The sequence below is a fragment of the Staphylococcus caprae genome (assembly GCF_002902725.1).
GTDB lineage: Bacteria > Bacillota > Bacilli > Staphylococcales > Staphylococcaceae > Staphylococcus > Staphylococcus caprae.
On the sequence record NZ_PPRT01000046.1, the window covers coordinates 1 to 15,120 of the forward strand.

At 33.7% G+C, this 15,120-nt stretch carries 11 protein-coding genes and 4 pseudogenes; 4 read left to right on the forward strand and 11 right to left on the reverse strand.

Features of this window, described 5'->3' with window-relative positions; genetic code table 11:
- Nucleotides 1-120: 120 nt before the first annotated feature.
- Entirely contained in the window at nt 121-408 is a 288-nt protein-coding gene (locus CD155_RS09700; protein WP_103213208.1) for a hypothetical protein, read from the reverse strand.
- Nucleotides 409-907: 499 nt separating this feature from the next.
- Here CD155_RS09700 and cwrA point away from each other — a divergent pair, with 499 nt between their 5' ends.
- From cwrA to copZ, 3 genes are all read left to right on the forward strand, one after another.
- Nucleotides 908-1,114: a cell wall inhibition responsive protein CwrA gene (cwrA, locus tag CD155_RS09705; RefSeq protein ID WP_103213209.1), complete on the forward strand. Its 207-nt coding sequence runs from the start codon at nt 908-910 to the stop codon at nt 1,112-1,114.
- A 269-nt stretch (nt 1,115-1,383) separates the two neighbouring features.
- A complete protein-coding gene (locus CD155_RS09710; protein ID WP_103213210.1) occupies nt 1,384-3,771 on the forward strand; it encodes a heavy metal translocating P-type ATPase in 2,388 nt (795 codons plus the stop codon).
- A gap of 89 nt (nt 3,772-3,860) precedes the next feature.
- The gene (copZ, locus tag CD155_RS09715) at nt 3,861-4,067 is read left to right on the forward strand and encodes a copper chaperone CopZ (protein WP_070871708.1); all 207 of its coding nucleotides are present in this window, start codon (nt 3,861-3,863) and stop codon (nt 4,065-4,067) included.
- Nucleotides 4,068-4,144: 77 nt separating this feature from the next.
- Here the strand turns inward: copZ and CD155_RS09720 are convergent, their stop codons facing one another.
- From CD155_RS09720 to CD155_RS13300, 9 genes and pseudogenes are all read right to left on the reverse strand, one after another.
- Complete coding sequence (locus CD155_RS09720) at nt 4,145-5,305, reverse strand: aminotransferase class I/II-fold pyridoxal phosphate-dependent enzyme (protein WP_103213211.1); 1,161 nt, start codon at nt 5,303-5,305, stop codon at nt 4,145-4,147.
- A gap of 421 nt (nt 5,306-5,726) precedes the next feature.
- Nucleotides 5,727-7,232: a phytoene desaturase family protein gene (locus tag CD155_RS09725; protein WP_103213212.1), complete on the reverse strand. Its 1,506-nt coding sequence runs from the start codon at nt 7,230-7,232 to the stop codon at nt 5,727-5,729.
- A 12-nt stretch (nt 7,233-7,244) separates the two neighbouring features.
- Nucleotides 7,245-8,108, reverse strand: a complete 864-nt coding sequence (locus CD155_RS09730; protein ID WP_103213213.1) for a phytoene/squalene synthase family protein — start codon at nt 8,106-8,108, stop codon at nt 7,245-7,247.
- Nucleotides 8,109-8,145: 37 nt separating this feature from the next.
- Nucleotides 8,146-9,267 carry a glycosyltransferase family 2 protein gene (locus CD155_RS09735; RefSeq protein WP_103213214.1) on the reverse strand — a complete coding sequence of 374 codons (1,122 nt, stop codon included), beginning with the start codon at nt 9,265-9,267 and terminating at the stop codon, nt 8,146-8,148.
- Between the two features lie 6 nt (nt 9,268-9,273).
- Nucleotides 9,274-10,764 (reverse strand): phytoene desaturase family protein, encoded by a 1,491-nt coding sequence (locus tag CD155_RS09740; protein WP_103213215.1) that lies wholly within the window; start codon nt 10,762-10,764, stop codon nt 9,274-9,276.
- Complete coding sequence (locus CD155_RS09745; RefSeq protein ID WP_103213217.1) at nt 10,764-11,252, reverse strand: glycosyl-4,4'-diaponeurosporenoate acyltransferase CrtO family protein; 489 nt, start codon at nt 11,250-11,252, stop codon at nt 10,764-10,766. Before CD155_RS09745 ends, CD155_RS09740 begins: the two co-directional genes overlap by 1 nt.
- A 185-nt stretch (nt 11,253-11,437) precedes the next feature.
- A complete protein-coding gene (locus tag CD155_RS13250) occupies nt 11,438-11,932 on the reverse strand; it encodes a CHAP domain-containing protein (RefSeq protein WP_444547468.1) in 495 nt (164 codons plus the stop codon).
- A pseudogene (locus CD155_RS13295) lies at nt 11,909-12,043 on the reverse strand (LysM peptidoglycan-binding domain-containing protein); the annotation flags it as partial. The gene CD155_RS13250 and the pseudogene CD155_RS13295, both read right to left, overlap by 24 nt.
- Nucleotides 12,044-12,604: 561 nt before the next feature.
- Nucleotides 12,605-12,670, reverse strand: a pseudogene (locus CD155_RS13300) (YSIRK-type signal peptide-containing protein); the annotation flags it as partial.
- A 580-nt stretch (nt 12,671-13,250) separates the two neighbouring features.
- Between CD155_RS13300 and CD155_RS09755 the strand changes: the two are divergent.
- Nucleotides 13,251-14,447: pseudogene (locus CD155_RS09755) on the forward strand (IS110 family RNA-guided transposase).
- Between the two features lie 96 nt (nt 14,448-14,543).
- Here the strand turns inward: CD155_RS09755 and CD155_RS09760 are convergent.
- Nucleotides 14,544-14,753 (reverse strand): annotated as a pseudogene (locus tag CD155_RS09760) (IS5/IS1182 family transposase); the annotation flags it as partial.
- Nucleotides 14,754-15,120 lie beyond the last annotated feature (367 nt).

Here is a 15,120-nt window from a genome sequence, read left to right on the forward strand (position 1 = left end):
TTATAGAATATAATATGAATAATCAGATACATTACCATAAATAAAATAGCAATAAAATAATGTCCAGACATAATATATCCACTCCTAATTATTTAGAGTTTATCTATTTTCTTTCAATGTTTAAACGCGTTTTATAACTATTGATTCTCTATATGTATGAAAGTTAAGAAATGCTTTCCTATCAAAATGTTGTAGTATACTTCGAAGGTCTTCGTTCTCTTGTTCGTGATGTTTGATTTTTTCTTCTTCCACATCATTCTCACTTGTATTTGATGCTTTTTGTTTTGAAGAAACTACTACCATCGGTTTGATACAATTGCCTAAAACAACTAAATATGTATAACTTGTTGGATTTAAATGACAGATTACTGCGAGCTGTTTCACTTTCTCATATTCTATTTCTGTCAAATTAATATTGACTGTTTTGACTTTTTTATTGTATACACTTGGTATTTTAATTCTCTTTTATTGTTAGTATTTACTCAATAGTATCATAATATTAATTTCTAAACTAAAATGTTTTTACATTTTACTAATTAATTACATTTATTAATGATTTTGATATGATAGATTTAATTTATTTTGATATATTATGAGAATTTACTGATTGAAATGGTATTAAAATAATTGAGTAGTTTCATACATACAGTTATCTTTGATTCTGAGATATAAAAATCTCGAACACTATTATTCTTGGGAATTATTTCCAACTTCCAAGAACTACTAACTTCCTTTGGAAGAAGTCCACGGTTTACAATAGACTTCGTCTATTGCATAAGAACTACTAACTTCCTTTGGAAGAAGTAGTTCTAAAGTTTGATGTGATTTCAATACTATGGATGCATGTGTTTTCTAAAAAAGTCTTGTATAATCTATCTCAAGAAATAAACAAAGGAGCCATCCAAATATGAAGACACTATTAAAAGGCGTTATTTCAGTCCTTATTATCTTAGGAATCATTAAAACATTCCAAGACCACGATATCCTTAATGAAGCAGGCCATTACTACGAACAAGATAAAAGTGGCGAAATTGTTCAAGATTTCTCTAACTTTAACTTCAATAACTTTAAAGATTTAGACTTAGAAAACTTAAAGCCATCTGACTTTTTCTAATACATTTAAATAACGTAACAACGATCCGAAATTGAAATCACAATCATTGTATTTTCAATACTAATAAAATAAACGTTCAACAATTTTTCCATTTCACATACCTGATCTTTTGATTGTTCACTCAATTTCTTAAATATAAATGCAAAACACGTGCGTATTTCTTATCGATGACGTACGTGTTTTTATTTTCAATATTATTGAACAAAGAGATTGACTTATATACCTATAGGGGGTACATTGAACTTGTGAAAAGAAACGGAGGCGTTCCTATGACACATAAAACAACTACGCTAGATATTACTGGAATGACATGTGCGGCATGCTCCAACCGTATTGAGAAAAAACTTAATCGCCTTGACGATGTTTCAACACAAGTTAACCTCACCACTGAAAAAGCAACGATCAAATATGACGCTGATCAATATGATTCCAAATCATTTATCTCAGAAATACAAAAGTTAGGCTATGATGTTAGAACAGAAAAGCAAGAATTAGACATCACAGGGATGACATGTGCCGCGTGTTCCAATCGTATAGAGAAAGTCCTCAATAAAACTGAAGGAATCCAACACACTACAGTCAATTTAACGACGGAACAAGCATTAGTGTCTTATTATCCTAATGCCATAAATACGGATCAAATCATTCAACGCATTCAAAAATTGGGTTACGACGCTCAACCGATAAACAACGATGATAATCAACAAATGTCTCGTAAAGAACAAGAACTCAAAGCAAAACGCACGAATTTAATTATTTCAGCTATCTTATCAGCACCGTTATTACTTATGATGTTTGTTCATTTACTTCCGCTTCATCTACCGGCAATTGTAATGAATCCGTGGTTTCAATTCATTCTGGCTACGCCTGTTCAATTTATTATAGGTTGGCAATTCTACGTAGGCGCTTATAAAAACTTACGTAATGGCTCAGCGAATATGGATGTATTAGTCGCTGTTGGCACAAGTGCTGCATATTTTTACAGCCTTTACGAAATGATTCAATGGTTAACTCACCACGTAAATGAACCACATTTATATTTTGAAACGAGCGCAATCTTAATTACTTTAATCTTATTTGGAAAGTATTTAGAAGCACGTGCTAAATCCCAAACAACCAATGCACTTGGCGAGTTATTAAGTTTGCAAGCTAAAGAAGCGCGTATATTAAGAAACGATCAAGAAGTCATGGTCCCACTTGATGAAGTTATCGAGGGTGATACTTTAATCATTAAACCAGGCGAGAAAATCCCTGTTGACGGTGAAGTCATTAAAGGTAGTACATCTATTGATGAATCCATGTTGACGGGTGAATCCATACCAGTTGAGAAAGTCATTGGGGATACTGTTATTGGTTCAACATTAAATAAGAACGGGTCAGTGTATGTGAAAGCAACTAAAGTAGGTCGTGACACTGCTTTATCAAATATTATCAAAGTCGTTGAAGAAGCCCAAAGTTCTAAAGCACCTATTCAAAGACTAGCGGACATCATTTCTGGCTATTTTGTACCTATTGTAGTGGGTATTGCCATAGTCACTTTTCTTGTGTGGATTTTATTCGTGCACACAGGTCAATTTGAACCTGCATTACTAGCTGCAATATCTGTTCTCGTCATAGCATGCCCATGTGCTTTAGGTCTAGCAACGCCTACATCTATTATGGTAGGTACCGGCCGCGCTGCTGAAAATGGTATTCTATTTAAAGGCGGCGAATTTGTAGAACGCACGCATCATATCGACACGATTGTATTAGATAAAACGGGCACAATTACTAATGGTAAACCTAAAGTTACAGACTTCGCTGGCGATTTAGAGACACTTCAACTTTTAGCGAGTGCAGAGAAAGCATCTGAACATCCACTCGCAGAAGCCATTGTCACTTTTGCCGAAGATAAAGGTCTTTCCTTATTGGACAATGACTCATTCAATGCGAGACCCGGACATGGCATTGAAGCAATGATTAATCATGCACACGTATTAATTGGTAATCGCAAATTAATGCATGACTTTGATATCACGATTGATACAGACAATGAACAGAAACTTGCTCAATATGAACGACAAGGTCAAACTGCTATGATGATTGCGATTGAACAAGAACTTAAAGGCGTCATTGCTGTTGCTGATACTGTAAAAGATACTGCAAAACAAGCCGTATCTGAGTTACAAAACATGAATATAGAAGTTGTTATGCTTACAGGAGACAATAAACAAACCGCTCAAGCGATTGCTCAAGAGGTTGGTATTGACCGAGTTATCGCAGAAGTGTTACCGGAACAAAAAGCGGAACAGGTGTCACTTTTACAAGAAGAAGGAAGAAACGTAGCAATGGTTGGTGATGGTGTCAATGACGCACCAGCCCTAGTAAAAGCTGATATAGGCATTGCGATTGGAACAGGCACAGAAGTAGCAATTGAAGCTGCAGATATCACTATACTTGGCGGAGATTTATTACTATTACCTAAAGCGATCAAAGCCAGTAAAGCGACGATTCGCAATATACGTCAAAATTTATTCTGGGCGTTTGGTTATAATGTCGCAGGTATCCCAATTGCAGCCTTAGGCCTGCTCGCGCCATGGATTGCCGGTGCTGCTATGGCATTAAGTTCAGTCAGTGTGGTTACAAATGCACTTCGTCTTAAAAATATGAAATTATAGGCTTTAAGTAAACTTTACTTTCAAAATTTGCAAGTGCGTTTTAATATAGTAATTAGAAACAAGCGGAAAATCAATAAGGAGTGGGACTTATGACAAAGGAAACGATTCAAGTAGAAGGAATGAGCTGTGAACATTGCAAAGATGCAGTGGAATCTTCTTTAGCTAAACTCAATGGTGTTCATACTGCAGAAGTAAATTTAAATGAAAAACATGTTCGCGTTGAATACGACGATTCAAAAGTCAACGTTGCTCAAATGAAAGAAGCAATCGAAGACCAAGGTTATGACGCTAAATAAACTAAAATAATCAAGCATGGAGTGAAATGCGATATAATTATCGCCCACACTCCATGCTTTTTTAATTTGATTAACATTTACACGTCATACATATTTGCGAGTTGTGTTAATCTTTCCGCTGCTTCTTCTAGTTGTTTGTCATCTAATGCAAGAGAAATTCTGACATAATCATTCCCATTTTCACCAAATGGTATACCTGGTGCAACTAGAATAGATTTTTCTTGTAATAAATATTGTTCAAATTCTTCGCTATTATATCCAGGTGGCGTATGCAACCATGAGTAAATCCCACCTTTAGAATGAACGAATGGTAACTTCGCCTCTTTTAGTTTTGCTTCAAACATATCACGTCTTTTTCTAAACGTTTCATTTTGTTCTTCTAAAAAATCGTCATAATGATTGAGTGCATACGTTGCAGCATCTTGCAATGCTCCGAACATGCCGGCATTAGTGTGTGTTTGATACTTTTTCAAAGCTTGAATCATCTCTTTATTCCCTACTGCAAAACCTACTCTAAAACCTGACATATTATACCCTTTAGATAATGAAAAGATTTCTATCGCAACTTCTTTACCATCTTTCGAGGCAAGAATGCTCGGATTTTTAGCATCAAACCCAAATGCACTATAGGCGAAATCGTGGACAATTTTAGTATCTGTATCCTTAAATTTTTCAATTGCTTCATCAAAGACTGATTGTGTGGCTGTAGAACCAGTAGGATTATTTGGATAGGTTAAATAAATTAATTTTGTTTCCTTTAAAGTTTGTGGGTCAATCTTATTCCAATCTGGTAAATAGTCAGGAGGTTCAAGTTCAAGTGGCACTGGTTTCGCATCGGCCAGCATGACACCTGCTAGATAATCAGTATAACCTGGATCGGGTAAGAGTACGGTTTCTCCAGGATTCACAATACATGTCGGCAATGCAACAAGTCCATTTTTTGTTCCATACAAGATACATACTTCATCATCTTTGTGCAACGTTACGCCATATTGTCGTTGATAGAAATTCACAATGGCTTCTTTAAATGATTCTTTACCGTGAAATGCAACGTATTTTTGATTTTCAGGGATACGTAATGCTTCTGAAAAATGATTGATAATGCCTTTGGGCGTTTCACCATCAGGAATCCCTACTGCCATATTTATCAGTGGTAGAGGTCCATGTTCAACTTTACGCCCCATCGTTTTACCAAAGTAACTATCAGGAATTGCTGCAAGTCTATCTGAAATAACCATCATAAGCCCCCTCGAATTCATCTACATCCTTATGTTATCTTCAATTTTATCAACAACCTTAATTATGTCAATATTTACAATATTCTGAACTGAATCAATTTAAAGTTGCCCCACTCATTATATATACTGTTTCTCTTTATATTTTAAATTAAAAAGGGAGTGAGATAGAAATATAATTTATCAAAATTATTTTCGTTATCCCTCTCCCAACTTTCATTGATTGTAGAATTTCTTAAAAAGAAATTCTCTGTGTTGGGGCCCCGCCGGCAAGGATGGCTAGGATTGAAAGAAGCTTAATATAAGCGCACTTTCAATTCAGACATCTACTGCCAATATGTTGAAGAAGGCTGAGACAATTAATTATGTTCCAGCCTCCTCAAAGTAAAATAAATTAATTATACCGACGACAAAATCATCTCTCCTAAACACCATTCTCAATATCTTTTAACATTTCATTCACTGTAATCTTAGCACTCGTAAGCACGATGGGTATACCAGCTCCTGGATGCGTGCTTGCTCCTGCAAAATATAAATCTTTGTAATCTCTTGAAACGTTCGGTGGTCTATAATAATTACTCTGTGCTAATGTAGGCATTAAACCAAACGCTGTACCAAATTTTGCGTTGTATTCCTTTTCAAAATCAATAGGCGTAAATATAGTTTCAGAAATAACGTGTGACCTCACGTCTTCTAGCGCATCTATCGTTTCTAGTTGATGATAAATAATGTCTTTCACTTGTTCAATGATTGATCCATCTTTCCAATTAATCTGACCAGTCTTCAGTTCAGGTGTAGGCATGAGAATATACAATCCAGTCTTACCTTTCGGCGCTAAACTTGAATCTCCAACTGCTGGCACATAAACGTAAATCGACGGGTCTTCTGAAATCCTACCGCCAAATATTTCATCAATGTTTTGTCGAAATCGCTTAGAAAAGACCACATTATGAAGCATGACTTCATCAGTAATATCTTTATCGATACCGATATACATCATAAATGCAGAACAAGAATAATCTAAACGTTCAATTTTACTAGGTTTATATTTTTTAACTGGAGAATGAGACGGCATTAACTTCTCTGCAGCATAAGGAAAATCTGCAGTACACAGGACTTTATCAAATCGTTGCACTAAACCATTGACTCTCACGCCATCCGCTTCTTTATACTTAGGATCAATGATGATTTCATCTATCTGAGCATTGAGCTGTATATCAACGCCTAAATCTTTATTTAATTGAACTAAACCCTGAGTCATGCCATACATGCCACCCTTAATAAAGTGGACGCCAAACATCATTTCGACCATTGGTATAATCGAATATAATGAAGGGCCTCGTTTGGGGTCGATTCCGATATATAGCATTTGGAATGCCAGTAATTTTTGAATACGTTCATTATCAATATAATTTTCTATTAAATTATCCGCATTATTTAACGTTTTTAATTTCAAACCTTGAATGATGGATTCCAAATTATAGAAATCTGAAACCTTTCTGTATGTTTTCTCTAGAAAATGATAACGCGCAATTTCATAACGTTGATAAACATCCGTTAAAAATGACATAAAGCCATGCGTAGTACCAGGTTCAATACTTTCTAGCGTTTCTTGTAACTCTGCTAAATCTGTCGGTACGCGTACTTTATCATTTTTTCCAAAATATACATCATAGATATATGGCAACTGTTCCATTTCCACATAATCTTCAAAATTTTTACCGCATTCTTCAAATACTGCTCTATATACTTCTGGAATCATCACAATAGATGGCCCCATATCAAACGTAAAACCATCTTTCGTGAATTGACTCATTCGCCCGCCTATACGATTATTCTTTTCAAAAATGGTTACACGATTTCCTTGAGAAGCAAGTCTAGCTGCCGCTGCTAAGCCAGTGACACCTGCACCTATCACAGCAATATTCATACCACATTCCACCTATAACTGATATTTATTTTTAATCTTTCTATATAATTTCGCTTTATTAAGTTTTAAAACGTAAACACGACGATGTAAAGTATAAGACGCTTTTCTTACTTCATCTAAAATAGCGCGATATATCACTGCAGCTAATTCTATAATGGGTTGTGCTTCTTTATTAAAAGTGTCAATATTCGACAACGCTATTTCATAATCATCTTCTGCGATTGCTGCAAAATATTCCCATAAATCAATATAGTGATTTGAAATGCGATGGTTGAATTCATTTTCAATGGAGACATCAAAGCGCGCAAGACTACTTTCACTAAAGTAAATTCTGCCATTCTCAAAATCCTCACCTACATCACGTAAAATATTAGTGATTTGCAACGCTTCGCCTAATTTACGTGCGGTAGCATACGTCTCCTTATTCGGTGACTGAGCTAGTACAGGCGTTAGCACTTCACCTACTGTTCCTGCAACTCCATAACAGTAATTTAAAAGTGCTTCGTCCGTTTCAAACATTTCAAAGTTTTGATCCTCATAAACACTTTGAATCAGGTTATAAAATGATTGGTACTCAATCGTGTAGTGTTGTGAAACAACATATAGTGCTTCCATAATAGATTGATTACTTTTAAATTCGTGATGGCTGATATCACTTGCGCTTTCAATATATGAAATATCTTCATGAATATCTTTTAGTATTTGAGAATTTTCATGTACATCAATACTGTTATCTATAATTCGACATACTGCATATATCACCCATACTGCTTGACGTTCTTGTTCAGGCAAGAAGTCAAAAGCATACGAAAAGCTTTTAGAATGTTCTTTCATAATTTGATGACAATATTTAAAATTTTCTTCATTCGTTGTCATGATTCTCCTCCTAATTGTTATGAGATTTGTTTACTTTTTAATTTATTTTAAATGAACGACCTTTCCATTCAACCTTTTTAGAAAAATGCGTATGTCGCCAAGAATTTGCGAAGATAAATATGAAAAAGATAAATAAAACCGGATGTAATACGAGCAATAGTATTGAGAAAGCGCCCACTCTTCGATGTAAGCGTACAAATTGGCTCGTATATAAAACATAGAATAGGTAGGACACAATTCTTGATGCAGGCTTGGTAAATACACTTATCAATAGTGTTAAAGTGGACGTGATTGAACCCATTAACCACATAACAATAGCTAACATGATTTTCGGTTGTGTTTTATTTGCCCATATTGAAAAGTGTTTCGTCCACCCCTGTATAAGCGATTGAATACCGTCTTCATACATCCGAAATTTAACATCGTTGCCACCCTCGTAAACCGTTACAGGTAATTGTACACTTTCAAACTTTTCTCCTAAAGCAAAACCTTCAATAATTGAATGCTGTGCATTTTTATGTCCATCCGTTTTAAAATAATCATCTCGATGCATTAATGTAACAGGACCAAAAGCAATATCGTTATTAGATTGACGAGCTAAACTTGAGAACTGGTTCACCCCGACAACCGTCATCAAATTAAAAATTGCTGATAAACTCTCATAAAACTTACCCGTTTCATGAAAAGGTTGAACACTGAGTAATCCATGATTATCTTGTTTACGATACGTATTTATTATCTTTTCAATCGCATACGGATGACCAAACGTTACATCTGCATCTACAAACATTAATAGCTCTGATTGTGCATTTGTAGCACCTTGATAACAGGCATGGGATTTACCAAACCATTGTCTATCGAAATTCTGTTCTGTCTCGTACACTGTCGCACCAAACGTTTGTGCAATCTCTTTTGTGTTGTCTTTAGAACCATCATCCATCACAATCACTTCATAAATACCTTGTTGTCCTTGCAACGATTGCAGCAAATGAGGTAGCCGACGTTCTTCATTTCTCGCGGGGATAATAATTGTGACTTCATTACTATGAATGATACGGTTTTGTGATGATAGTAATCGATGTCTTTGATTAAATATAAGTCGACCACATATGAGTGAAATCGTAGATAGTATAGTAAGTATGAATTGTATCATTTTCAACTACGATCACTCCTTCTGAGCTTCAATTGCATTAATTTTATCAGCGACTTGAAATCCACTTAACGTTACCATTGGCATTCCTCCACCAGGGTTTACTGATCCTCCTACAAAGAACAGATTGTCGAAATACTTACTATGCTTAGGGAATTTAAAGCCTTTGTTTTTCTTTTTATCAGCCACCACACCATAAATGGCACCTCTATGAGAGTGATAGTGTTGGCGAATATCTTCTGGCGTCCAAATATCTTCATAAATCATATGCTTTCTTAAATCAGTGAGGCCCATTTTTTCTAATTTAGTTAATACACGTGTTTTAAATGCTTCATAGTCTTCCTTTTTGAAGGGTTTATTTTGAATATATGGAATATGTGGTAATACTTTAATATTTTCAAACTCATCAGGTGCTTGTTGTGAATCAGTTTTGTTCGAATTCACAAGATAGATGGTAGGGTCTTGTGGCAACACTTTTTGATGAAAGACTTCATCATAATTTCGTTTAGAATCGTCGGAAAAGAAAAAGTTATGATGTGCCAATTGCGGATATGATCGATTGACACCTAAATGCATCACATACCCTGAACTCGCTGGTTCATATGTCTTTTCAAGTTGGTCGATCTTTTGTTGACTAAAATGAAGCAAATATTTGTATGTCGGAATGACTTCCATATTCGAAATAATGTAATCAGCCTCAACGATGTCACCATTAGCAAGACGTACACCAGTGACATTATGATGATACGTTTTAATATTGTTCACAGATATTCCCGTATGAAGCTCTACGCCTTCTTCAATCGCAAGTTGCTCTAATGCTTGAGCCAAGTGGTGTATGCCTCCTTTGACATACCATAATCCTTGTTCTTGTTGCATATGGAATAACATTGAAAGCACTGCTGGTGCATCATAGGATGATGAACCTACGTATTTAATGAAGTAACCCAGTATTTCCCTTAATCTCGGATTTGAAATATATCGATGAATGGCCTGTTGCATCGTTGAAAAGTAATCAAAACCATGTAACGCTTTCAATGGTCCATGATATTTTAATATTTCAGGTAATGTATCAAGACCTTGATTAAAGTACCCCTTTTCCGTAAAACGATGAATACGTTCAGTGTATTTAAAATATCGATCAAGTTCTGCTTTATCTTTCTCATTCAATTGCACGTTGTTTAATACTGTAGCTTCATTATTTTCATATAGATCAATCGTTTCACCATTTGGAAAGAAATTTCTCCACTGCAATGGTAAACGTTCAATTTCGACATAATCTGACATCTTTTTATCACTGTAATTAAATAATTTCTCAAAGATATAAGGCATCGTTAATATCGACGGTCCTAAATCGAAACCAAACCCACTTTCATCTAAGCGATTGACTTTACCACCAATATGATTATTTTGTTCAAATAATTTCACGTTGAAACCACTTTGAGCCATTCGTATTGCAGCAGCTATACCACCTAATCCGCCACCTATAACAATAACTGACTTTGTCATCATTTCTTCCCTCGCTTTTCAACTAAACGAATGAATCGTTCAATTCTCGGTCGATTATATCTCTGAACAATAATGATAGGTACATGACTAAATACGACATACAACAGATTGATATATTTTATGTATTTAGGTGTCTTAATGAACACAATCAGAGGAACCATTGATAACCAATGAACCAATTCGGCTCTTCTCATTTCCAATAATAAATGACGCGTTTCTTCTATATTATTAGTTAAATCACTTTTATCATAAATCGCACTATTGAGTTTTGTACCTTCAGGGATCAATTTTTTCCACTTACTTATTTGGAGTGTATCGCCCCAAATTTGACCACCTTTTTCCCATTGAAAAGGACGAAAAAAGTGCGCATTCTTATCAAAGAAGCGTAATGGTATACGAGTACCCAATTGTGCGATACTCATCTGAACTGAAAACCAGAAAGCACTATGTAAAATCACTAAGTAAGCTAACTTTTTAATGTTCTTCATCATTTCACAGCTTTCTTTAAAAGATACAGAAACCGATTGATAGTTATTCGTTTATATTCCCTTCGATATAAGGCATGAAACGTTTAAGTTACTTTATTCAACACAATTAAAAAATTGCATAAAAAAAAAGATTCCAGCTGATTTTGAGCTGAAATCTTCTTGTTTATTCATTACTATTTAATTGTTTATAATTTTTTATATGGTCTAATAAAATACATATTCGATTCATATGCATGAACTACTCTATGAGCAACTTCAGTTTTATTTGATCCTCCTCCTCTCCAATTTTGATCTAAACTCTCGAATTGCATTAATTTCCCGTCATAGTTACCATTCGTAACAATAGACACATGACCATAACCTTCTCCATAATTACTACCAAATACTGCTAAATCACCAGGTTGAGCTTTAAATGATGGTGTATTCTTATAAACTTTAGCTTCTCCACTAAAATTATTAACATTAGGTATATCTTTTGCTCCAACACCTTTTAATCCGTGTCCATATAATTTGTTCCAATAAAAATTAACTAAGTCAAAACATTGCCAACCGTATTGGTTATCAAAATCCCATCCCTTTCCTTCTAAAGTTTTAAGATATTTCATAATACCAGAAGTACTACCACTAGGTTTACTTGGTTTAGAAGACGAATCAACTGGTACTTTTATTACTTGTCCAATTTGAATTGCATCAGCATTCGCTATTTTATTTAACGATTGTAATTCTTTTACTGTAGTTTTAAATTTAACGGCAATTCCACTTAAAGTATCTCCACTTTTCACAACATAATTTTTTGTAGCCTTTTTAGTATATGTAGTAATTGATTTAGTTTTATTTTTTAAGGTAGCGGTTTTATTAGAGCTTTTTTGCATGTTTAAAGTTTTAGTACGTTTTAATGGATTATGTACATGGTTAATTTGTTGACCATTTGATAATGAATCCTTATCCTCTAATTTATTTTTGGATTTTGTTTCTTTTTTATTTGTAACTTCTAATTGTTCTTGTGGTTTCGATGCCTCTTCTTTTGCAACCTCTGTTTGTTCTTGTGGTTTCGCTTCTTCTTTTGCAACCTCTGTTTGTTCTTGTGGTTTCGATGCCTCTTCTTTTGCAACCTCTGTTTGTTCTTGTGGTTTTGCTTCTTCTTTCGCAACCCCTGTTTGTTCTTGTGGTTTCGATGCCTCTTCTGCGACTTCTTTATTTTGTTTAGGTGTTGCTTCTTCAATTGATTTAGAATTGTTTTCTAAAGAGTCGGAAGTTTGAGCCGTTTGAGTTGAGACAGACATATTAGAACTATTTTCACTTGCAAATGCTTCATTCGACGTTCCCAAATAAACTATACTCCCAACTATAATCGATGCAACACCAATAGAAAACTTTCTAACAGAATATTTCTTCGCATTATCAAAGCAATTTTTCATAATTTTCAAATCCCCTTTTCAATATAAATTATAATACTTTTATATTGTTTCACCTTTTAAATAAAAAGTCTATACTAATAATATTTCATTTTCATTACATATTATTAAAAATATTTTTTTGGATGAATAGCTAACAACTCTAATTATAATGCATTATGCAATTACATTTCATTATTGTAGTTCATATTATTCTGTTCGATATTTTAACTATAATTCAATATGTTACACTTAATATTTACAATTTTAACAAAATATTTATAATGCTATATATTGTTATAAATATGCTTCTTTACTATCTTTTCCGTGACAGTTATCATAGAGATTAAACATACTAAGATTAGCTGTGAAAAAATCTATCGTTATAGATTTCTTCACGGCTATTTTTTATAGTTGGAGAGAGAAGTAGATTGTTCGGCCTCTTGGGTTTTAAACCCGTATATTAAACTAGTCAGCTTTACTCTCGCCTTTTGAAATTCGTTTGTAGTATGTTGGGCTCTTGAAGCCGTGTAAAGGAAAGTGAAATGAAAAAGGTTAAGTAAAGTTCATGCTTCTCAAAAAAATATTAAAGGAGGCATTCACAATCGACTATTTTGGTATTGATATTAGTAAGAAAAGTAGTGCAGTTGCACATTATAAAAATGAAAAATTCCAAAAGGAATTTACCATTCAAAATAATCAAAATGGTTATAACTATCTATTAAAATATCTGAGTCACTTTGATCAATGTCGATTTATTTTTGAATCGACAGGCATCTATTCTAGGGGTATGGCTCACTTTTGTCGGATTAACAAAATTGACTATGTTGAAATGAACCCTTTAGAAGTAAAATTTAAAACGTCTTCTTTAAGATCTTGGAAAACAGATCAAGCAGACCCACACAAATTAGTACGTTTAGCACCTTATGTTTCAGCTTCTAAATCTCAAACAGTTAATTCAGGTATTTTCATTGAATTACGGGAACGTGCTCGATTTCATCTTGAAATCGAAAATAACCAAAATCGTTTAAAAGTAGAAATGATTGAAGTCTTACATCAAACATTTCCAGGGCTAGAGAAATTATTTGAAAACCGTTATTCAATGATAGCACTTAATATAGCTGAAGCATTTCCACATGCGAAGCATGTCGTTGAGTATAATCTAGATACATTGATTACACTCATTTTGAATTCAACAGATAAAGGATTATCATTACTAAAAGCTGAAAAATACGCAAAAAAATTAATCAAACTTGCACAAGAAAGCTATCCTAATGTAGGAGTGAACTCATTTTTAGTAGAAAAAGCTCAACTTCTCATTCAACAAATTAAATCATCAATAATATTAATGAAAAATTAGATGATGAGATGGTTCAATTAGCAAAACAACTTGATTGCTTTGAAATTATTCATTCAATTCCTGGAGTTGGTGAGATTACAGCTACCATGATTATCGGCGAACTGGGTGACATAACTAGATTTAAAACGAATAAACAATTAAACAATTAAATGCTTATGTAGGGATTGATATCAATCAGGAGCAACACATTACAAGAACAAAATTAATAAACGAGGAAATAAAAATGCGAGACGACTATTGTATCTTATTGTAATGAACATCCTACGTGGGCAACATCGATATGATAATCACATTGTCGACTACTACTATAAATTAAAAGAGCAGTCTCATGAGAAAGCTCATAAGACCGCTGTAGTCGCTTGTATCAATTGACTATTAAAAACGATTCACTATTTAATAATGAATCATCGATTATACGATTATCAAATGTCCCCACATTAGCCAATCATACAATCAAATATAGTTTAACACCTTATTCAAAAAATTAAAATTGAACGATTTAGTTAAGTATTGCTTATTTTAATTATAAGTACTTGACTAATCGTAGGAAGGCTCTGAGACATAAAGACCTTGGAAAAGTGTAAGGAAGGCAATTTCTATTGAAATAATATAGAAATTGCCTTTTTCATTGGATATTTGATTATTTTTAGCTCGTTGAGTTACTATTTTTCTTATATTAAGTGCAATTAATACAATTCTAAGTTCTCTTTTAACCTTGTTTATTCCTCGAACTGACATTCGAGTGAACTTCATTTCTTTTATTTTAAGTAATAATTGTTTACAAGAAGATAACAATTAAAATGTGATTTTTTTAACTTAATCAAACTTATCTCTTTAAAGACAATTGATGAGTAAAATAAACAATATTGTAACAATATTAGCAAAAAATTACAAAACGTTAACAAGGCACACAAACGTACTTTTTTCTGTTAAAGTATTGCTTGTCGTTAAGAGAACGAAATAAAAAATGAGTAACCTACTGGTTACATAACTATTAAATAAAAAATTATAATTTAATTCTCAGGAGGATATTTATCAATGAAAAAAATCGCTACAGCTACAATCGCAACTGCCGGAATCGCTACTTTCGCTTTTGCAAGTCACGATGCTCACG